19 protein-coding genes are annotated in these 19,555 nt (G+C 70.5%); 9 read left to right on the top strand and 10 right to left on the bottom strand.

Annotated features, from left to right (window positions below; genetic code table 11):
* Nucleotides 1–128 precede the first annotated feature (128 nt).
* The gene (locus BR31_RS0118040) at nucleotides 129–503 is read right to left on the bottom strand and encodes a nuclear transport factor 2 family protein (protein WP_027502204.1); all 375 of its coding nucleotides are present in this window, start codon (nucleotides 501–503) and stop codon (nucleotides 129–131) included.
* 199 nt (nucleotides 504–702) lie between these two features.
* Here BR31_RS0118040 and BR31_RS0118035 point away from each other — a divergent pair, with 199 nt between their 5' ends.
* Nucleotides 703–2,172: a lipase family protein gene (locus BR31_RS0118035; protein WP_231496549.1), complete on the top strand. Its 1,470-nt coding sequence runs from the start codon at nucleotides 703–705 to the stop codon at nucleotides 2,170–2,172.
* Nucleotides 2,173–2,241: 69 nt separating this feature from the next.
* Here the strand turns inward: BR31_RS0118035 and leuS are convergent, their stop codons facing one another.
* Nucleotides 2,242–5,088 carry a leucine--tRNA ligase gene (leuS, locus tag BR31_RS0118030; protein WP_027502202.1) on the bottom strand — a complete coding sequence of 949 codons (2,847 nt, stop codon included), beginning with the start codon at nucleotides 5,086–5,088 and terminating at the stop codon, nucleotides 2,242–2,244.
* 129 nt (nucleotides 5,089–5,217) lie between these two features.
* Here leuS and BR31_RS29125 point away from each other — a divergent pair, with 129 nt between their 5' ends.
* Both BR31_RS29125 and BR31_RS0118020 read left to right on the top strand, forming a co-directional pair.
* Nucleotides 5,218–5,706 carry an SdpI family protein gene (locus BR31_RS29125; protein ID WP_037177137.1) on the top strand — a complete coding sequence of 163 codons (489 nt, stop codon included), beginning with the start codon at nucleotides 5,218–5,220 and terminating at the stop codon, nucleotides 5,704–5,706.
* Nucleotides 5,707–5,744: 38 nt separating this feature from the next.
* Nucleotides 5,745–6,713 (top strand): DUF1648 domain-containing protein, encoded by a 969-nt coding sequence (locus tag BR31_RS0118020; protein ID WP_027502201.1) that lies wholly within the window; start codon nucleotides 5,745–5,747, stop codon nucleotides 6,711–6,713.
* Between the two features lie 29 nt (nucleotides 6,714–6,742).
* On the opposite strand, the gene BR31_RS0118015 is transcribed toward BR31_RS0118020, so the two are convergent.
* Nucleotides 6,743–7,594: a LysR family transcriptional regulator gene (locus BR31_RS0118015; protein ID WP_027502200.1), complete on the bottom strand. Its 852-nt coding sequence runs from the start codon at nucleotides 7,592–7,594 to the stop codon at nucleotides 6,743–6,745.
* Between the two features lie 85 nt (nucleotides 7,595–7,679).
* On the opposite strand from BR31_RS0118015, the gene BR31_RS0118010 reads away from it, so the two are divergent.
* A complete protein-coding gene (locus BR31_RS0118010) occupies nucleotides 7,680–8,678 on the top strand; it encodes a bile acid:sodium symporter family protein (protein WP_027502199.1) in 999 nt (332 codons plus the stop codon).
* Between the two features lie 14 nt (nucleotides 8,679–8,692).
* Here the strand turns inward: BR31_RS0118010 and BR31_RS0118005 are convergent, their stop codons facing one another.
* Together BR31_RS0118005 and BR31_RS0118000 are read right to left on the bottom strand one after the other, a co-directional pair.
* Nucleotides 8,693–9,298: a YqgE/AlgH family protein gene (locus BR31_RS0118005; RefSeq protein WP_027502198.1), complete on the bottom strand. Its 606-nt coding sequence runs from the start codon at nucleotides 9,296–9,298 to the stop codon at nucleotides 8,693–8,695.
* A gap of 51 nt (nucleotides 9,299–9,349) precedes the next feature.
* Nucleotides 9,350–10,054 (bottom strand): TetR/AcrR family transcriptional regulator, encoded by a 705-nt coding sequence (locus BR31_RS0118000; RefSeq protein ID WP_027502197.1) that lies wholly within the window; start codon nucleotides 10,052–10,054, stop codon nucleotides 9,350–9,352.
* A 135-nt stretch (nucleotides 10,055–10,189) separates the two neighbouring features.
* Here BR31_RS0118000 and BR31_RS0117995 point away from each other — a divergent pair, with 135 nt between their 5' ends.
* Nucleotides 10,190–11,137: an NAD-dependent epimerase/dehydratase family protein gene (locus tag BR31_RS0117995; RefSeq protein ID WP_027502196.1), complete on the top strand. Its 948-nt coding sequence runs from the start codon at nucleotides 10,190–10,192 to the stop codon at nucleotides 11,135–11,137.
* A gap of 99 nt (nucleotides 11,138–11,236) precedes the next feature.
* Entirely contained in the window at nucleotides 11,237–12,508 is a 1,272-nt protein-coding gene (locus BR31_RS0117990) for an MFS transporter (RefSeq protein WP_027502195.1), read from the top strand.
* A gap of 24 nt (nucleotides 12,509–12,532) precedes the next feature.
* On the opposite strand, the gene BR31_RS0117985 is transcribed toward BR31_RS0117990, so the two are convergent.
* Both BR31_RS0117985 and BR31_RS0117980 read right to left on the bottom strand, forming a co-directional pair.
* Nucleotides 12,533–13,096 (bottom strand): hypothetical protein, encoded by a 564-nt coding sequence (locus BR31_RS0117985; protein WP_037177136.1) that lies wholly within the window; start codon nucleotides 13,094–13,096, stop codon nucleotides 12,533–12,535.
* A 63-nt stretch (nucleotides 13,097–13,159) separates the two neighbouring features.
* Entirely contained in the window at nucleotides 13,160–13,810 is a 651-nt protein-coding gene (locus BR31_RS0117980; protein WP_027502193.1) for a TetR/AcrR family transcriptional regulator, read from the bottom strand.
* Nucleotides 13,811–13,925: 115 nt separating this feature from the next.
* On the opposite strand from BR31_RS0117980, the gene BR31_RS0117975 reads away from it, so the two are divergent.
* Nucleotides 13,926–14,300 carry a nitroreductase family deazaflavin-dependent oxidoreductase gene (locus tag BR31_RS0117975; protein WP_027502192.1) on the top strand — a complete coding sequence of 125 codons (375 nt, stop codon included), beginning with the start codon at nucleotides 13,926–13,928 and terminating at the stop codon, nucleotides 14,298–14,300.
* A 5-nt stretch (nucleotides 14,301–14,305) separates the two neighbouring features.
* On the opposite strand, the gene BR31_RS0117970 is transcribed toward BR31_RS0117975, so the two are convergent.
* The 3 genes from BR31_RS0117970 to BR31_RS0117960 form a co-directional block, all read right to left on the bottom strand.
* Nucleotides 14,306–15,283, bottom strand: a complete 978-nt coding sequence (locus BR31_RS0117970) for an alpha/beta hydrolase family protein (RefSeq protein ID WP_027502191.1) — start codon at nucleotides 15,281–15,283, stop codon at nucleotides 14,306–14,308.
* A 61-nt stretch (nucleotides 15,284–15,344) separates the two neighbouring features.
* Nucleotides 15,345–16,550: a DUF418 domain-containing protein gene (locus tag BR31_RS0117965; RefSeq protein ID WP_027502190.1), complete on the bottom strand. Its 1,206-nt coding sequence runs from the start codon at nucleotides 16,548–16,550 to the stop codon at nucleotides 15,345–15,347.
* Nucleotides 16,547–17,149, bottom strand: coding sequence for a TetR/AcrR family transcriptional regulator (locus BR31_RS0117960; protein ID WP_027502189.1), 603 nt, complete (start codon nucleotides 17,147–17,149; stop codon nucleotides 16,547–16,549). Before BR31_RS0117960 ends, BR31_RS0117965 begins: the two co-directional genes overlap by 4 nt.
* Before the next feature lie 152 nt (nucleotides 17,150–17,301).
* On the opposite strand from BR31_RS0117960, the gene BR31_RS0117955 reads away from it, so the two are divergent.
* Both BR31_RS0117955 and BR31_RS29120 read left to right on the top strand, forming a co-directional pair.
* On the top strand, nucleotides 17,302–18,816 hold the full coding sequence (locus tag BR31_RS0117955) for a DUF4185 domain-containing protein (protein WP_442970223.1): 1,515 nt from the start codon (nucleotides 17,302–17,304) through the stop codon (nucleotides 18,814–18,816).
* An 18-nt stretch (nucleotides 18,817–18,834) separates the two neighbouring features.
* Nucleotides 18,835–19,554 (top strand): hypothetical protein, encoded by a 720-nt coding sequence (locus tag BR31_RS29120; RefSeq protein WP_051637536.1) that lies wholly within the window; start codon nucleotides 18,835–18,837, stop codon nucleotides 19,552–19,554.
* The last annotated feature ends 1 nt before the right edge of the window (nucleotide 19,555 follow it).

Here is a 19,555-nt window from a genome sequence, read left to right as displayed (position 1 = left end):
GCACTTTCGGTCGCCTGGTGATGTACTGCGATCCGAAGGTATTGCGGCGACGGCCCCCTGTCGTCAGGCCTGGAGCTGATCCCGGGTCCGACCTGAGTATGACCTCCAGGCCGAACCCGGGCGGTCGGTCAGCTGGCGACCATGTCCTCCGGACCCCAGATCGCCTTCATGGAGGTGATCTTGGCGTCGTCGTCGAAGGTCATCACGTCGATGACCGAGATCTCGACCTTCTGCTCACCCATGTGGGTGGTGAGGCTGAAGTTGAAAGCGGCCGTGCCCGCCGCGATCTTCACGACGCCGAGCTCGGCGGTCTGCTCGAGCGGCTCGATGATGCCGTAGAACTCGCGGATCGACTCCTCAGTGGTCCGCGGGTCGGTGCCGACCGGATCCTCGACGGTGGCGCCGGGCGCGTACAGCGCCAGGACGTCGTCGACGGTGCCGCCCGCCACCGACTTCACGTAGCTCTCGATGGTGTTCAGGATGTCTTCGCGTGATGCCGCCATGTCGGTGCCCTTCGTTGTTAGAACCTGTTCTAGTCGCGAGGGTACCGGCGATGCCGACGGGATTCCATGGAACGAGGGGCCGCATCGAACCGGCACAGCGCCCGGTTCGTCCGGATTGGGTAACCACAGCTCACGATGTGGTAACCGTGGTCTCCGAAAGCTGTTCGGGCCGCGGCAATCCGGTGTTACCGTGCCGCGCATGCCTATCCAGCACGGGGGTTTCTGGGTACGAATGTGTGTGGCCGCCCTTGCGGTCACCGTCGCGGTCGGGGGTGGCACGTCGGTCGGCACCGCCGTCGCACAATCCACCGGCAGCGCCGGAGGTGAGGGGTCGATCGGCACCGGGTCGCTGACAGACGGCACCGCGTCGGACGGCACACCCTTGAACGGAACGACGCTGATCACCGGCTCTCTCGGGACCGGCTCCGCCGCGGGATCGCCGCTGGGGTCCGCGATTCCCGGCGTGGTCGGCTCGGTGATCCCGGGGCCGGATCTGGATCCGCCGCCCCTCGAGACGCTGCGCGCCGAGATGATGCCCAAACCGATCGGGGACCCGTTCTTCGATGTGTACCCGCCCGGCCTGCCGGGCATGACCAACGGCCAGGTCATCGAGACCCGCGACGTGACCCCGGCCGCAAGGGCGCTCCTGCGCGGGCCGGTGCGGGAGGTGCGCCAGATCAAGGTCAAGAGCACCGACTCGGCGGGCGCGCCCTCGTTCGCGACCGCGACTCTCGTCGTGCCTGCCACGCCATGGCCAGGCCCGGGACCGCGGCCGGTCCTGGTCAACAACGTGCCGATCAACGGGCTCGGGCGCAGCTGCACCCCTGGCCACACCCTCGGCAACGGGATCACGCCGACGGAGAACCTCCTCGAAATGCTCCGGCCCGTCACCACCAAGGCCGAGGAACGTGGCTACGCGGTACTCATCCCCGACCACGAGGGTCCCCGGATGGCGTACGCCGAACCCTTCGTCGCCGGGCACGCGATCCTCGACACCATCCGCGGCATGCGCGCGGTGTTCCCCGCCGAGTTCGGCGCCAGCAAGCTCGCCATGATGGGCTACTCCGGCGGTTCGATCGCGACGCACGGCGCGGTCAAGCTGATCGACTCGTACGCCCCCGAACTGGCCGGCGACATCGTCGGCGCCGCGCTCGGCGGCATACCCGCCGACTTCGAGATGCTCGGACGCACCATGAACGGCAACCTCGCCGGTGGACTGTTCCTCGCGGCGGTGTTCGGGATCACGAGGGAGAACCCCGAGATCCTCCCGCTGATCAACACTCTCGGCCAGCGGCTGAGCATCACGTCCATCAAGGACCAGTGCGCGAACACCCTCACCCTCGCCGGCGTCTTCGGGATACCGGCCGAGGCGCTCGCGAATGTGAAGCATGCGCTGGATTCGCCTGTCGCACACGACATCTACACGAAGATGAAGATGGCGGACCGTAAGTCCGGCACCCCGCTGTACATCTACAGCGGCGGTCAGGAGTTCTGGGTCCCGGCACTCGGCTCACGGAACCTGTACGACGAGCAGTGCGGCTACGGCGTGCGCGCGTTGTACCGGCAGGTACCAGGCGAACACATCATCGGCGAACTCACGGGGAACCCCGGGGCCTTCGACTGGGTCGACGCAAGGCTGCGCGGGGAACCGGCACCAACCGAGTGCTGAGGGGCTTCGCCCCTGTGCGCGGTTAGCGGGTCCAGGGACCCGTTAACCGCGCACGGACAGCGGAGCTGCCTATTTGACGATGTTGACCATCTTGCCCGGCACCACGATCACCTTGCGGGGCGCGTTGCCCTCGAGGAGGGCGACGATCTTCTCGTCGGCCAGTGCCGCTGCCTCGATGGACTCCGGGTCGGCGTCGGCGGCCACGGTGAGCCGGCTGCGCAGCTTGCCGTTGACCTGGATCGGGTACTCGACGGTGTCGTCGACCAGCCACTTGTCCTCGGCCAGCGGGAACGGGCCGTGCGCCAGCGAGGTCTCGTGCCCGAGCCGGGACCACAGCTCCTCGGCGAGGTGCGGGGCCAGCGGACCGAGCATCAACACCAGCGGCTCGACCGCCGACCGCGGCGCCCCGTTCGGGTACTCCTTGGTCAGGTGGTTGTTCAGCTCGATCAGCTTGGCCGCCGCGGTGTTGTCGCGCAGCGCGGCGTAGTCCGCGTTGACGCCGTCGATCGTCTTGTTCAGCGCGCGCAGGGTGTCGTCGGTCGGCACCTCGTCGGTGACCCGGAGCTCGCCGGTCTCCTCGTCGACGACCGTGCGCCAGACGCGCTGCAGGAACCGGTGCGACCCGACGACGTCCTTGGTCGCCCACGGACGTGAGGTGTCCAGCGGCCCCATCGACATCTCGTACACGCGCAGGGTGTCCGCGCCGTACTCCTCGCAGATCTCGTCCGGCGCAACGGAATTCTTCAGGGACTTGCCCATCTTGCCGTGCTCGCGGTGGACCGGCTCGTCGCCGTGGAAGTACTTGCCGTCGCGCTCGGTGACCTCCTCCGCGGGCACGTAGACGCCCCGGGAGTCGGTGTAGGCGTAGGCCTGGATGTAGCCCTGGTTGTAGAGACGGCGATACGGTTCGCTCGAGCTCACGTACCCGAGGTCGAAGAGCACCTTGTGCCAGAACCGCGAGTACAGCAGGTGCAGCACCGCGTGCTCGACGCCGCCCACGTACAGGTCGACGCCGCCCGGGTCGTTCGGGCCGTGCAGCTCGGGCCGCGGACCCATCCAGTACTGCTCGTTCTCCTTGGCGCAGAACTCGTCGTTGTTGGTCGGGTCGATGTAGCGCAGCTGGTACCAGGAGCTGCCGGCCCACTGCGGCATCACGTTGGTGTCGCGGTGGTAGCTCTGCAGCCCGTCGCCGAGATCGAGCTCGACGTTCACCCAGTCGGTGGCCTTCGCCAGCGGAGGGGAGGGCTCGGAGTTCTCGTCGTTCGGGTCGAAGGAGACCGGCGCGTAGTCCTCGACCTCCGGGAGTTCCACCGGCAGCATCGATTCCGGCAGCGGGTGCGCGACACCGTCCGCGCCGTAGACGATCGGGAAGGGCTCGCCCCAGTACCGCTGACGGGCGAACAGCCAGTCCCGCAGCTTGTACTGGATGGTGCCCTTGCCGGTGCCGTCCGCCTCCAGGCGCGCGGTGATGGCGGCCTTGGCCTCCGCGACGCCGAGGCCGTCCAGGTAGTCCGAGTTCACCAGCGGACCGTCGCCCGTGAAGGCGGCCTCGGTGATGTCGCCGCCCGCGATGACCTCGACGATGTCGAGGCCGAAGGTGGTCGCGAATTCCCAGTCGCGCTGGTCGTGCCCGGGCACCGCCATGATCGCGCCGGTGCCGTATCCGGTCAGCACGTAGTCCGCGATGAAGATCGGAAGCCGGTGCCCGTTAACGGGATTCACCGCATACTCGCCGAGGAAGACGCCGGTCTTCTCCTTGTTCTCCTGCCGCTCCAGGTCCGTCTTCGCGGCGATGGAGGCGCGGTAGGCGGCGACGGCCTCGGCCGGGGTGGCGGCGCCGCCGGTCCAGCGGGGATCCACGTCGTCGGCGTACGAGCCCGATGCCAGCCGATCGACCAGCTCGTGCTCGGGCGCGAGGGTGACGTAGGTGGCACCGAACAGGGTGTCGGGGCGGGTGGTGAAGACCTCGATCGCGACGTCGTCGACCGCGGGGTCGACGCCGAACCGGACCTGGGCGCCGTGCGAGCGTCCGATCCAGTTGCGCTGCATGGCCTTGACCTTGTCCGGCCAGTCCAGGAACTCGAGGTCGTCGACGAGGCGGTCCGAGTACGCGGTGATCCGCATCATCCACTGCTGCAGGTGCTTGCGGAACACCGGGAAGTTGCCGCGGTCGCTGCGGCCGTCCGCGGTGACCTCCTCGTTGGCCAGCACGGTGCCGAGCCCGGGGCACCAGTTGACCATCGAATCCGACCGGTAGACAAGGCGATACGAGTCGATCACCGCGCGGCGCTCACCCGCGTCGAGCGCGGACCAGGACCGGCCGTCAGGAGCGGTGCGGGCGCCGGACTCGAACTCCACCTCGAGCTCCGCGATGGGGCGGGCCCGCTTGAGGTCGGCGTCGTACCAGGCGTTGAAGATCTGCAGGAAGATCCACTGCGTCCAGTGGTAGAAGTCCACATCGGTGGTGGCCAGCGAGCGCCGCTCGTCGTGGCCGAGTCCGAGGCGGCGCAGCTGCCGCTTCATGTTCTCGATGTTCGACTCGGTGGTGGTGCGCGGGTGGGTTCCGGTCTGCACCGCGTACTGCTCGGCTGGCAGGCCGAAGGCGTCGTAGCCGAGGGTGTGCAGCACGTTGTGTCCGTGCATGCGGTGGTAGCGCGCGAACACGTCGGTGGCGATGTAGCCGAGCGGGTGCCCGACGTGCAGGCCGGAGCCGGAGGGGTACGGGAACATGTCCTGGACGAAGAGCTTGTCCGCGGGCAGCTCCCCGGCGAGGTCGCCGACCGGGTTCGGCGCGTTGAAGGTGCCGCGCTCGCTCCACAGCTCCTGCCACCGCCGCTCGATCCGACCCGCGAGCTCCGCGGTGTATCGGTGCTGAGGGGTGGCGTCGTCCGCTGGCTGCTGCACTGGCTCGGTCACGTGTTTCGCTATCTACTCTGCGCTGGGCTCGGTGTCTCAGCGCTGGTTCTCGGGCATGGATTACCGTCGACCAGCCTAAGGTGTCACCCGAATAGTCCCGGTCATCGGTCCCCGCCGTACCCTGGACCCGTGGTCATCGTCGCAACCGTGCTGTTCGTAGTCGCCCTCGCCATCGGCGTGGTGGCGGTCGCCGGGATCACCGGCCGGCTGCCGCGCAACCGCTGGGCCGGGGTCACCACCCCCGAGGCCCTCGCCAGCGACGACGCCTTCCGCCTCGCCAACCGCATCGCCGCGCCCACCATGGCCGCTGCCGCGTTGTTGCTGGTCATCGGCGGTGTCGGCGCCCTCGCCTTCGGCACGGCAGGCGGACTCCTCACCGTCGCCGTCGCCCTTGTCGCGGCCCTGGTCACCGCCGGGTACGGCGGATCCATGGGAGCAAGGGCCGCCGCCGCGGCCGCCCCGGCCGGGGGCTGCGGCCACGACTGCGGCTGCGGTAGCCCCGCCGAGCCGGAGTCCGCGGAGTTCGCCGACAACGCTGCCGACGCCGCGGCCGCCGCGGACTGCGGGATGGACTCCTGCGGTTCCTGCGCCCTCAAGGGCGCCTGCCTGCCCAGCTGAGCGGGTCCGCACGGGGGCGCCTGGTTGAATCGGCGCCCATGAGCAATTCCCGGACCTTCGATCCGGCCGGCGTCCTGTTCGGCATCGGTGTGCCCGTGCTCGCGGCCGCCGTCGGCCTCACGGTGACCCGACTCTGGTCCCCGCGCCTGCCCGACACCGTCGCCACGCACTGGGCCGGGAGTGGACCCGACGGCTTCAGCACGCCCGGGTCGCTGGCCGCGACCATGGTGATCGTGATCCTCCTCGTCGGGTGCGGCGCCAGCGCGATCGCCGCGCTCGCGGGCGCGCTGCTGATGATGCGTCGCGCGATGCTGATCGTCGGCCTGACCGTGGTCGGTCTGCTGCTCACCCTGTGGATCGCGCTGCTGGCCACGCAACTGGACCTCGCATCGGCCGTTGAAGAGGCGCTGCCGATGACGTGGATCGGGCTCGGGATCGTGGCGGGCGCCGCCGTCGGCATTCTCGGGGCGTCGATGCTGCGCGACCATCGCGAACGATCCGCTGCGACCCTGCCACCGGACCCGCGGCTGCCCCGCGGGCCGCTCGACCTGCCGATCACCGTGCGGCTCGGGCTCGGGCCCGCGACCACGGCCGTGCTGCTCGGGACCGGCACGGCGATCACCGGCCTGCTCTGCGCGCGGGCGGGCTCGTGGTGGCCGCTGGCGGTCTTCCTGCCGGTCTCCCTGCTGATGGTCGGGCTGCTGCGCTTCCGGGTCACCCTCGACGAGACGGGACTGTGGGTGCACAACATGGGCATGACCGCGGTCGGGTACGGGGTCGAGGAGCTGGTCGGGGCGAACGTCGAGGAGGTGAACCCGTCCAGGGACTTCGGCGGCTGGGGGCTGCGCCTCAAGGGCCGCGGCAACTACGGGGTGGTCACCACAACCGGGCCCGCGGTGGTCTTCACCGCGGCGAACGGGCAACGACTGACGGTGACCACGCCACGAGCCGAGGAGATGGCCGGCGCGCTGAACACCCTCGCGGACCGGCGGCTGGCCGACCGCTGACGCCCCAGCCGCGCCGGGGCGTCGACGGCTCAACTCCGACGCAGCCGTCGCTCGTTGGCCAGGATCGCGGCGGTCAGCGCCGCCTCCGGCTTGGAGGCAGGCCGGGACCGGCGCATCAGCACGAAGTCGGCGTCACCGGGGTCGGGGAGGGCGCCGTCGGGCAGCGGGACCAAGCCGTCCGGCAGCAGCGACTCCGAGTGCACGATGTACCCGAGCCCGGCGAGCACGGCCGCGCGCAGGCCGAGCAGGCTGTCGGTGACACAGGTGGTCCGCCACACCAGTCCGGCCCGCTCGAGTGCCTCCATCGCGGCGCGGCGGGTGATGCTCGGCGGCGGGTAGGTGACGAGCGGCACCGGCCCCTCCACCGGTTCCGCGCCGTGGGATCCGGCCCACACCAGGCGGTCGCGCCACACCAGCTCGCCGTGCTGCTCGCCCGGCCTGCGCATCCCGAACGCGATGTCGAGCTCGCCCGCAGCCAACTTGGCGCCGAGATTCTCGCTGAGACCGACGGTCAGCTCCAGGTCGATGCGCGGGTGGCTGCGCCGGAACTCGAGCAGCACCTCCGGCAGCTCGGCCGCGACCAGGTCGTCGGAGGCGCCGAAGCGCAGCACCCCGGACAGCTCGGACTCCGCGAAATAGCTCTCTGCCTGCTGCGACGCGTCCAGGATGGTGCGCGCGAAGCCAAGCATCGCCGACCCGTCCGCGGTCAGTTCCAGGTTGCGGGTGTCGCGCCGGAACAGCTCCCGGCCGATCGACTTCTCCAGCCGGGCCACGTGTCCGCTGACGGTGGACTGACGCAGGCCGAGCTGGTGCGCAGCCGCGGTGAACCCGCCGCAACGCTCCACGGCGAGAAAGCTGCGCAGCAGCACCGGATCGAGCATCAGCCATACTTATCACGATTTGCGATGCGAATTATCGTTGCGATCGACTTTCACGATATCTGAGCAGCGGATTACCGTTGCCGTTGTGAAGTTCTTGAGCAGGTTCTACATCGACGGGTTCATCCTGTCGATCATCGCGGTGGCCGTCGTGGCCAGCATCTTCCCGGCATCCGGCGGCGGGCAGACGGTGCTGGACTGGGCCACCAAGATCGCGATCGCGCTGCTGTTCCTGCTCTACGGCGCCCGGCTGCACCCGCGCGAGGCGCTCGAGGGGCTCAAACACTGGCGGCTGCACACCGTCGTACTGGCGTCCACTTACCTGCTGTTCCCGCTGATCGGGCTCGCGCTCCGCGTACTGGCACCCACGGTCCTGACCGACGAGCTGTACACCGGGGTGCTCTACATGTGCCTGGTGCCCTCGACGGTCCAGTCGTCCATCGCGTTCACCTCGATCGCCCGCGGCAACGTCGCGGGAGCGGTCGTCAGCGCGTCGTTCTCGAATCTGATCGGAGTGTTCGTCACCCCGCTGCTGGTGATCCTGCTGATGAACACCACCGGCGAGGCGACCGTCGACGCGTCCTCGATCGTCGACATCGTGGTGCAGCTGCTGCTGCCGTTCATCATCGGTCAGCTGATCCGGCCGTGGGTGACCGACTGGCTGCAGCGGCACGCCGCACCAACCAAGATCGTCGACCGCGGCTCGATCCTGCTGGTGGTGTACTCGGCGTTCAGCGCGGGCATGAACGAGCACGCGTGGGCCGGGCTCTCCGCCTGGCGGGTGCTGGCGCTGGTCGTGGTCTGCTGCGCGATCCTCGCGACGGTGCTCGGGGTGACGGCCTTCGCCGGGCGCGCGCTCGGGTTCTCGCTGCCGGACCGGATCGTGATCCTCTTCTGCGGGTCCAAGAAGTCGCTCGCGACCGGGCTGCCGATGGCCTCGGTGCTCTTCGCCGGGCAGCCGGTCGGCCTGATCGTGTTGCCGCTGATGATCTTCCATCAGATCCAGCTGATCGTCTGCGCCGCGCTGGCGCAGCGGTTCGCCCGCCGCCAGGACCAGGAGCCCGCGGCCTCTGCGCCGGGTCGGTGAACCGAGCGGGCCGGTCAGTTCCTGTCGACGTCGATCGGGTGCGTCGCGAGCAGAGCGAGGGGGAGGGGCTGGCGGCGCAGTACGTGCGCCCAGAGGTCGACCCGCGGCGGGCCGATCACGTCGGACGGCAACGCGGACAGCACGGTCCAGTCGTCGCGCTGCAACTCCGAGTCCAGCTGTCCCATCGTCCAGCCCGAGTACCCGGCGAAGACCCGCACGCCCTCGATGAGCGGGCCGACGGCTTCCGGATCGGAATCGAGGTCGACCATGACCACCCGGCCGTCCACCCGCCGCACCCCGGACACGCCGTCGATGTTCGCCCTGGTACGCAGCGTGGCCAGGCACAGCGCCGAGTCCCGCTTCACGGGGCCGCCGATGAACAGCGCCCGCGGGTTGGCGCACAGTTCCGTCCACTGGGGCAGCACCGTGTGCACCGCGGTCTCGCTCGGCCGGTTGATCACGACACCCAGGCTGCCCGCGTCGTTGTGCTCGATGACGTAGACGACGGTGCGACGGAAGGCCGGTTCGGTGAGCTCGGTCGAGGAGATCAGCAGACTGCCCGGGCGCACGATCGGTTCGGTCGGCGCCATCCGGTCCTCGGGTTCTTCTGCGTGGTCCACCGGACAATCATCGCACCGGCGGACGACACGCGTGCCGGGTAACGCGCCGCCTCACACCTGCGGGGCGAGCCCGACCATCTCGTCCAGCACGGACAGGTGGTGTTCGAACAGCGCCCGCGGGTCCGCGAAGGTGTCCGCCCCGTACTGACCGAACACCTCGAAGTTCACCGCGCCGAACAGCGAGGACCAGGCGAGCACACCCCGCGCCAGTGCCTCCTCTGGCAGCTCGAGCCTCATCTCGGCGCTGATCGCCCTCAGGTTCTCCCGCAACGGCTCTCCCATCGGGATCGTCTGCGGGACAACGAGTTCGCCGGAACGGCCGGCCTCGTCGAAGATCTTCACCAGCGTTCCGACCACGCGGGTGCCCGGCCCGGTGGTGCGCTCGGCCGGCGCCTGGTACCCCGGCACCGGACTGCCGAACAGCAGCCCGTAACACGCAGGCTCGGCCAGCGCCCAGTCCCGCACCGCGTGCCCGAGGGCGTGCAACCGGGCACGCGGATCGCCTGCGGGCGCGGACGCCACGGCAACGTCGACCGCGTCACCCAGCTCGGTGTACCCCTCCACGACCAGCAGGGTGAGCAGTTCGTCGCGACTCTTGACATACCGGTACACGGCCGACGAGACCACCCCGAGATCCCTTGCCACCGCCCGCAGCGACAGCGCCGCCGCCCCGTCCCTGGCCAGATGCACCCGGCCGATCCGGGTGATGTCGGCCAGGGTCTGCTCGCGTGCGCGTTCGCGCGGGGTTCCGGTCACCGCCCCAGCCTGACCGCTTCAGTGAGCACTGTCAACAAAAGAGAGCAGTGCTCTTGACATTCCCTCTGGGGCGGCGCATTCTTGTTTCGAGAGCAGTGCTCTCGAAGGCTGAAACCACACCCAGGAGTGATTGCGATGTCGACAGTGCAGGTAGTGACCGGCGCGGGGCCCGTCGGATGGACGGTCGCCGACCAGCTGGCGACGCAGGGACACCGGGTCCGCGTGCTGACCAGGTCCGGCTCCGGGCCCGAGCACCCCAATGTGGAACGGCTCCGCGTCGATGTCTCCGTGCCGGGCGCGCTGGACGCCGCGCTGGAGGGCGCCGCCGCGGTGTTCCACTGCACCCACGGCTCGGCCTACTCCGCCGAGGCCTGGCGGCGCGAGCTGCCCTCGACCGAGCGGGCCGTGCTCGACGCCGCGGGGCGGGCCGGGGCCGTCGTGGTGTTCCCGGAGAGTCTGTACTCCTACGGACAGGTCGACGGGCCCATCACCGAGGACACGCCGCGCGAGGCCCGCGACGGCAAGCTCGGCGTCCGCACCGAGCTGCTCCGCCAGCGCGAGGCCTCGGATACCGCCACCGTCAGCGTGGCCGCCTCCGACTTCTTCGGCCCCCGGGTGCTGATGGCACACGCGGGCGAACGAATGGTGCCGATCATCCTGGCGGGCAAGACCGTTCGCGTCATGGGCGACCTCGACACCCCGCACTCGTTCACCTACGTGCCCGACCTCGCCGCGGCCATGATCGGCGCTGCCGCCGACCCCTCGTTGTGGAACTCGGTCCTGCACGCACCGACCGGCCCCGCGATCACCCAGCGCGCCATGGTGCACGCCTACGCCGCTGCGGCGGGGGTGCCGGACCCGAAGACCGGCGTGCTCCCCGGCTGGCTGCTGCGCGGCGCCGGACTCGTGCACCGCGACAGCCGCGAACTGGCCGAGATGCTGTACCAGTTCGAGCGGCCGTTCGTGCTGGACTCGGGCCGCAGCGAGCGGCTGCTCGGGCTGGCGCCTACACCGCTGGCGGAGGCGGCCGCCGCCACCGTCGCGTGGTGGCGCGCACGGGAGCTCGCGCCCGCGCCGCGATAGGGTCACCTGGTGGTGAACTCGACGCCGGGAAGCGCGACGCCGGGGGAGCCGACGCCACCCGATCCGACCCCGACCGACCCGACGCGCGGGAACGGCGGACTGCGCGCCGCGCTGCGCCGGTCGCCCGGGCTCGGCCGACTCACCACCATCCGGTTCGCGAGCCAGTTCGGCGACGGGCTCTTCCAGGCCGCACTCGGCGGCGCGATCCTGTTCAATCCCGAACGGGAGACCGACCCCATCGCGATCGCCGCGGGGTTCGCGGTGCTGCTGCTGCCCTACTCGCTTGTCGGCCCCTTCGCGGGCGCCCTGCTCGACCGATGGGACCGGCGCGCGGTCCTGATGTGGGCGAACCTGCTGCGCGGCGGCCTGATCCTGGCCGCAGCGGCCGTGCTCGTGGCCGGCGGACCGCAAACCCCGTTGCTGCTGCTCGCGCTCGCCGCGGTCGGGGTCAGCCGGTTCGTGCTGGCCGGGGTCTCGGCGTCCCTTCCCCATGTGGTGCGCCAATCCTGGCTGGTGTCAACGAATTCCGTGCTCGCTACCGCGGGAGCCGGCGTCGCCGCCGCGGGGGCGGGGGCGGCGGTCGCGATCATCGGAGTGCTCGGCGAGGGGGACCGCGGCTCCGGCCTCGCGGTCGCCGTCGCCTCGGCCGGGTCCGCGATCGGCGCGCTCGCCGCGGCCGGCTTCGCCGCACACCGCCTCGGACCGACCGGCGATCTCACCGGCGCGGGTCCGACGGGCCTCGACGCCGTCCTGGCGGTGCTGGCCGGCCTACGCACCGGCGCCACCGCGGTGTGGCGCGCCCCCGGCGTCACCACCGCGATGATCGGAATCGGTGTGCACCGCATCGTGTTCGGGATCAACACTCTAATCATGGTGCTGGTCCTGCGGGACACCTCGACGGCGGGCGCGCTGCCGGGCGGGTTCGCCGGATTCGGGGTCGCGGTCGGCGCCGCGGCGGTGGGCATGCTGGTCGCCGCGGCCGTCACCCCGTTTCTCATCCCGCGCATCGGCAGGTCCCCGACCGTCGTGTGCGCACTCGTGTTCGCCACCGCCGTACAACTGGGGGTCATCTCCGTGCTCACCCAGCCGGTGTTGCTGATCGGCGCGTTCCTGCTCGGCCTCGCCGGCCAGACCATCAAGCTCACCGGGGACGCGGCGATGCAGATCGACATCGACGACGCCCGGCGCGGGCAGGTGTTCGCGTTGCAGGACACCGTGTTCAACATGGCGTTCATCGGCGCGCTCGCGGCCGCGGCGACGGTGATCGCCCCCGACGGGCGCTCACCGGGACTCGTCTTCGCCGGGGCGGCGGCGTACGGGCTCGGCCTGGCGGCGGTGGCGGCGAACTCGCTGCGCCGGGCGCCGCGCTGAGCACCCGCCCCGCCCCGCGCACGATCAGCCGGGACCACGGTCGACGGTGTCCAGTCGGCCGTCGCCGTCCGTATCGGACAGCGTCACGTCCGCCGCCCCGTCGGACCGCTCGTCGACCTCGACCGCGGCATAGGGGCCTGCCCGTCCCGCCCGCACCAGTGTGACGTCGACCAGCGAATCCCCGTCGGTGTCGATCACCGCGACGTCCGGGGCGCCATCGAGGTCGAGGTCGACCTCCACCGGCCGCCCGTCCTCGCCGCCCTGCACCGTCCGCTCCACGCCCCCCGCGTCCGTCCAGCGCAGCTCGTGCCCGGCCTCGGCGGCAGGCGGCGGGACCTCCAGATCCCAGACCCCGGCGCCCGAGGCGTCCTCGAAGTACCGGCCCTCCTCGCCCACGTCCAGCACCGAACGATCCGCACCGCCGTCCCCGTCGCTGTCCCACATCGCGTCGTCGAACAGGCCGTCGCCGTCGAAGTCGAGTCTCACCGCGTCCGGCGCCCCGATGCCGCCGAGGTCCAGGTCCGCCTCGGACACCCAGTCCCGCGGCGCCCCCTCACCGGTACCGAACGAGTACTCCACCAGTCCCATACGTGTTGGACGCGATAGCGGCGACGCCGGTTCCGACCGCCCGACACGGCGGGTATTCGGGCCCTACCTCCGAGCTTCGAGCGCGTCCAGGATCAGGTCCAGGCCATAGCCGAACTCGCTCGTGTGGTCGTAGCCCGGCTGCAGGGCGTGGTCGACGATCATCTCGGTGAGGTAGGGCAACTCGGCCGCGGGCAGCTGCTCGAGGATGCTGCCCGCCACCTCCACGACGTCGTGTGGCGTCGTCACCGGCAGGTTCGCCTCCTGGAGGACGAACCCACCGATATAGCTGTCGACGAGCGAGACGGCGTGCGCGGCCATCGGCAGCGGGAACCCCGCCTCCCGGAGAACACCGAGGACGGCATCGTGGTGACGCAGCGTCGCGGGCCCCGGGTTGCGACGGGAGTCCATGAGGCCGAGGGCCCAACTGTGCCGCGACAGGACCGTGCGCGCCGAGCGAGCGCGTGCCCGGATCGCGTCACGCCAGTCGTCGCACCCGGTGTCGGGCAGCTCGATCGCCGCGAACACCGCGTCGACCACACCGTCGAGGATCGCGTCCTTGTTCGGTACGTGGTGGTAGAGCGACATCGCCTCCACGCCGAGCTCCTGCGCCACCCGGCGCATCGTGATCGCTTCCACGCCACCGCGATCCGCGACCCGGATCGCGGCTTCCAACACGCGATCTCGACTGAGTGATGGCCGTGGCGGTGGTGACAAGGGGGCTCCTGGCTGCGGGTCGGTGTTGACAAGCTTACAGGCGTAAGTCAGCCTTACGTCTGTAAGTTCTCTCGGCCGGTGACGAGCCCGAGTCGGGCGAGGAAAGGAGATTCCGATGCCCATGCCGAGGTGGTGGGGCCACATCAACAAGCGGGTGTTCAACCCGCGCGCGATCGCGGGCGGGAAGTGGCCGGTGCTGACCCACGTCGGTCGCACCTCCGGCGCCACGTATCGCACGCCGCTCGATGCGTATCCCGTCGACGGCGGCTACCTGTTCGTTCTGGTGTACGGGTCAGGCTCGGACTGGGTACGCAACGTCCTGGCGTCCGACAGCGCGCGACTCCTCGTCGACGGACGGGAGGTGGAACTCGCCGCCCCACGCCTGGTCGGGGAATCCGAGGCTTTCGAGGCACTCTCCGATGACGTGGCACGCCCGCCCAAGCTGCTCCGCATCAGCGAGTTCCTCCGCATGGACCTGGTCTCGGGCTGAGCCGATCAGGGCAGGCCGGTGAGGAAGTCCCGCTGGGCGTCGAGGTAGCCGGGAACGAAGACGTGGCGCGGCGCGAACGTCCCGACCAGGACTCCCCACAGGTCCGATTGCTCGACGCTGGACCGGGCGAGGGTGTGCGCGGCGCCCGGAAAGCGCACCGTGGTGAGCCGGCCGCCGAGCAGACGGGTGTAGGCGCGCTGGGTGTCGTCGACATCGACATTGCGGTCCTCCTCGCCGAGGACGAGCAGCACCGGGATGCCCCTGCGCCCGAGTTCCCCGAGTGCGGCCGTCGCGTCGGCGGTGTGGTTGCGCACGACGAAGCCCCAGCGGTCGCGGTCCATGGGCTCGTCGTCGGTCGACGCCTCGCGGTACTCCTCGTAGGTGGCGCCCCGATTCAGCAGGGCCCGGACCGCGTCGCTCTCGGCGATCGCGGCCTGTCGTTCGGCCTCGCCCGCACCGGCGGCGTCGAGTTCGGACAGCAGGTTGTACCGGCCCTGATCGAGCCAGTTGATCGCGGGCGACACGGCGATGACGAAGGACACCTCGGGCCGGTCGGCGGCGACCTCGGGCAGGACCCAGCCGCCCTGGCTCGCCCCCCAGAGGCCGATGCGCCGCGGGTCGATCTCGGGGCGATCGAGTGCCCAGTCGATCAAGGTCTCGGCCTCGACCGCTCGATCATGGAGGGACTGTTCGAGCCAATTTCCCTGGGAGCCACCGACTCCGGGCTTGCTCACGGACAGCGACGCGTAGCCCGCCGCTGCCAGGGCCTCCCAGATGGGCCGATAGAACCCCTCGCTGGTCGCCTCCACCGGCCCGTCCCCGTGCACGAAGACGACGAGCCCGACCGGCCCCTTCGCGTCGCGGGGGAGGGCGAGGACGCCGCGGAGCCGGCCCGCGGCGGTGGTGATCGTCACCCCCTCCTCCCGGAGCGCGTAGCTGTTGCCCGCGACCAGCGCCAGCACGCCGATCAGCGCGAGGACCAGGAGCGTCGCGAGGCCGCCGACCCCGCGGCGAAGCCATCGACGCCGGGGCTGCCGCGGCGCGTCAGTCGCCATGACGCCGCCACGGCGGGATGCCCGCGATGGTGATCGCACGCAGCGCCCACTCCGCGGGACCGTACCTGTGCCCGCGCAGCCACCAGCGGCTGAGCACGAGCTGGGCCGCGAAGATCACCGGCACCGCGGCGAGGACCGCGAGCGGCGGGAGCCGGTCGATCAGGCCGAACCCGTAGCCGGTGAACAGCACGCCGAGCACCAGCGACTGGAGCAGGTAGTTCGTGAGCGCGATCGTGCCCATCGGGGCCAACGCCGACTCGATCCGCGTGCCCTGGCCCTTGCGGAACAGCATCACCCCTGCCACCACGTAAGCCGCGGTGAGCAGCGGCGCCGTCAGCTGCCCGAGCCCGAACGCGAAGACCTCGACTCCGCCACCCGGCGCGTAAGCCGCGGCCAGCGCGTAGGCGAGCGCGCCGATCAGCCCGACCGGCAACCCGAAGATCAGGATCCGGCGCATCAACGGCCGAAAGCGGGCCGGGTCCGCGAACGCCTGCACCCGGCCCGCGGCGAATCCGAAGAAGAACATGGCCATCGCGCTCGGGGCTTGCAGGGCCACCAGGGCGGCGACGGTCTCCGGCAGGTGCCCGGAATGGAAGCCGAGGGTCGCGGCCGCGTCACCGCCGAAGGCCGTCAGCTTGGCCGCCGCATCCGACGCGGCGACGCCGTCGCCCCCGCCCTCCGCGAGCGTCAGCAGCCCGAGGAGCATCCACACCACGCCGACCGCGACCACCAGTCCGATGCCGATCTGCACGGCCCGACGGGGCGCGATGTGCCTGCACGCCAACAGGATCAGGCCGAGAATCGCGTAGGTGGACAGGATCTCGCCGTAGTAGAGGACGGCCCCGTGCACCAGGCCGATGGCGAGCAGGCCGCTCTGCCGACGCAGCATCCGCGGGATGAACCCCGTTCCTGCTCGCTCGGCCGCCGCCATCTGCAGCGTGAAGCTGTAGCCGAACAGGAACGAGAACAGCAGGTAGAACTTGGTCTCGAAAAGCAGCGAGACCGCGAACCGGACGGCGTGATCGAGCCCGGAATCGAACGCCGGGTTCGATGCCGGCGACGCGTAGTACGGATCGGCGAACGCCCAGATGTTGACGACAAGGATGCCGAGCAGCGCGAACCCGCGCAGCGCATCGACATTGCGGAGCCGACCTGCCGCGACCGGCGCGGAAGCGGTGTCGGCCTGCGCGGTCACACCGCACCACCCGCGAGGAGCTCGGTGACGATCCGGCGCAGAATCGGCGCCTGGGCCGGGGGGTCGAAGTCCGGGTCGGCGGCCACGCGGGCGAACATGCCGTCGACCAGCGCGGCCAGCCAGGTCGCGGCGTGCTCCGGGGTGAGATCCGTGGACAGCTGACCGGCCTGTCCGGCCCGTTCCACCAGCGTCGCCAGCCCGCGGCGGAAGGTGAGGTCGTTCGCCTTGAACCGGGCGGCGACCTCCTCGTCGCGATGGGCGACGGCCGAGATCTCCAGCGCGAGTCCCGAATACACCGGATCGCCCGCGAGCACACAGATCTCGTCGAGGAGCGACAGCAGCCCGGCCAGCGGATCGCTGGCCTGCGCGAGATCGGTCATCGCCTCGCCCGTCTGCTCGCCGTCGCGTTCGACGAGGGCGAGCAGCACGGCGTGCTTGGTGGGGAAGTAGTGGAAGAGATTGCCCGAGCTCATGCCCGCACCCGAACAGATGTCCGCCGTTCTGGTGGCGCTGTAGCCGCGCTCGGCGAAACACCGTGCCGCGGCGTCCATCAGGGCGGTCCGCTTGGCCGCCCTGGCGGCGACGTCGACTGTGCGCATCCGGCCTCCTCGTTCTCAGGATGTCCAATAATATATTGAGTGGTCACTTAATCAATCTTTCCAGGAGTCGTTGCGCACTGCTAAGTTCATATCGACGATCGTGGCGGCCGTCCGGGGGGCGGTGGGCGATCGGGAATGCCAAAGGGGGCTTCGTGATCCATCGTCTGAGCGCACCACTGCTGGCGCTCGTCCTCGCCGCATCCGGCTCGGTGCTCACCGCGGCGCCCGCGACGGCGGCGCCCGCGCCCACCAACGCCTGCGGGGAAACCGGCTTCGACCCCTCCGCGAAGGCCGAGTCCGCGGAGCTTCCCGGCATCGACATCAAGGTGCCCTGGCCCCAACTGGTCCCGGTCCCCGTTCCCGACCCGCCGCAGGATCAGACCCGCATCCCACAGGCCCCGCTGCCCGCGGATCCGTGCGCCGATCCCTGCCCGGACCTCACCGACACCGCGCCCGAGCAACCCGAGTCCGGTTCGGCTGGCTCGTGGGGGTCCGCGTCGTCCGAGTCCGGTTCGTCGTCCTCGGGTTCGGGGGCGTGGGGATCGTCGATACCGCGATTCTCCATCGCCCCCGACCCCGAGCCGATCCCCATCCCGATCCCCGGGCCCGGCGTGCCGCTGCCCCCGCCGCCGGTCCCGCAGTCGCCGCCCGTCGAGCCGGGACCGGTCGACACCGCCGCGGCGGCGCCGAAGGTCGGCGAGGTGACCCTGGTGGCCCAGCTCACCGGCCCCGGTTCCATCAACCGCACCGACAAGCGGTGGCAGGTCAACGGAACCGACCTCGGCATCATGTGGGAGAGCAAGCCGGGCGAGGTGGCCATCGCGTTCGGCGACACCTTCGGTAGGGGCTGGACGCCGCCCGGCGCAAACGGTCAGGACTGGCGCTCGAATGTGCTGGGGCACAGCACCGACCGCGACCTCTCCGACGGCCTGACCCTCGACTCCATGGTGCAGGACAGCCGCTGCCACGCCGCCGAACTGCTCGGCAGCCGCAAGGTCAAGAACTGGGAGACCACGACCATCCCCACCTCCGGCTTCGCCATCGGCGACCGGCAGTACATGAGCTACATGTCGGTCCGACGTTGGAGCATGGTCCCCGGCATGTGGTACACGAACCACGGCGGCATCGCCTACTCGGACGACAACGGCCAGACCTGGACCAAGGATCCGTATGCCAAGTGGGAGAACATCTTCGGGATGAACCAGTTCCAGGTCGCGAGCATGGTCCCAGCCGGCGACCACGTCTACATGTTCGGCACCCCGAACGGACGGCTCGGCACCATCGCGCTCGCGCGGGTGGCCAGGGACCAGGTGCTCAACAAGTCGGCCTACCAATATTGGGTCGACGGGACCTGGACCCCGGTCGGCGAGCACTCGCCGACCCCGGTCCTCAACGGTGTGGCCGCGGAGCTGTCGGTGCGCTACGACGAGTCCCGCGGCCTGTGGCAGATGAGCTACCTGGACGCACCGGCCGGAACGATCGTGCTGCGCCAGGCGACGAGCCCGCAGGGCGCGTGGTCCGCCGGCATCCCGATGGTGCGCAGCGCCGACTACCCGAAGCTGTACGGCGGCTTCCTGCATCCGTGGTCCACCGCGGACGAGGTGTACTTCACCATCTCCGAGTGGGACAGCTACAACGTCTATCTCATGCGCGCGACGCTGCGCTGAGGCCTATCGTTGCCAATCATGGGCACCGGATGGTCGTTGTCGTCGATCACCACCTCCTGGGTGGACCCGGTGGCGACGCTCGGCGCGGGCACGATGACGGCGCTGGTCCCCGACAGCGTGATGACCGCGCTCAGCCTCGGTATCGCGCGGCGGTACGTCGGGCGGGAGGTCACCGTCACCCTGCAGGGCGTGCCGGTCACGGCCCGGCTCGGATCGTTTCGCGTGCGACGTCAGGGGGCCCACTTCGAGTCACGGGCCCGGCTCACGGGCATCGACTGGGGCGGGCACACCCTCGAGGAGGTGACGGCCGTCGCCAACGGGGTTCGGCTGGTGCCCGGCGCGCCGACCCGGGTCCGGACCGCCCAGATCGATCTCGAGGGCCGCATCGCGCTGTCGGCACTGTTGGCGCAGGTCAACCGCCGTGGCCTCGACTGGACGCTGCACGCCGAGGAATCCGGCCTGATCCGCGCTGAGCACCGGCACCGCCGACTGACCGCCGTCGTCGATGCCTCGGTCGCCGACGACGTGCTGCGCATCGAGGTCATCCAGGCCCGCTGGCGGGGGCTCCCGGTTCCCGGGCGCTACCTGCCCGCACCGGTCATCCCGTTGCCGCCGCTGCCCAACGACGCCAGGAATGTCCGCGCAACCCGCGACGGCCACGTCGTCCGCTTCACCCTCGAGATCCCGACGCTGAGCAGCTCGTTCGATCTGACGCAGCTGCTCCGGCTGATCGGGTAGC

Source organism: Rhodococcus sp. UNC363MFTsu5.1 (assembly GCF_000686785.1).
Classification (GTDB): Bacteria; Actinomycetota; Actinomycetes; order Mycobacteriales; family Mycobacteriaceae; genus Rhodococcus_G; species Rhodococcus_G maanshanensis.
The sequence above is the reverse complement of the archived record's forward strand: the minus strand, read 5'-3'. Positions and strand labels throughout refer to the sequence as shown.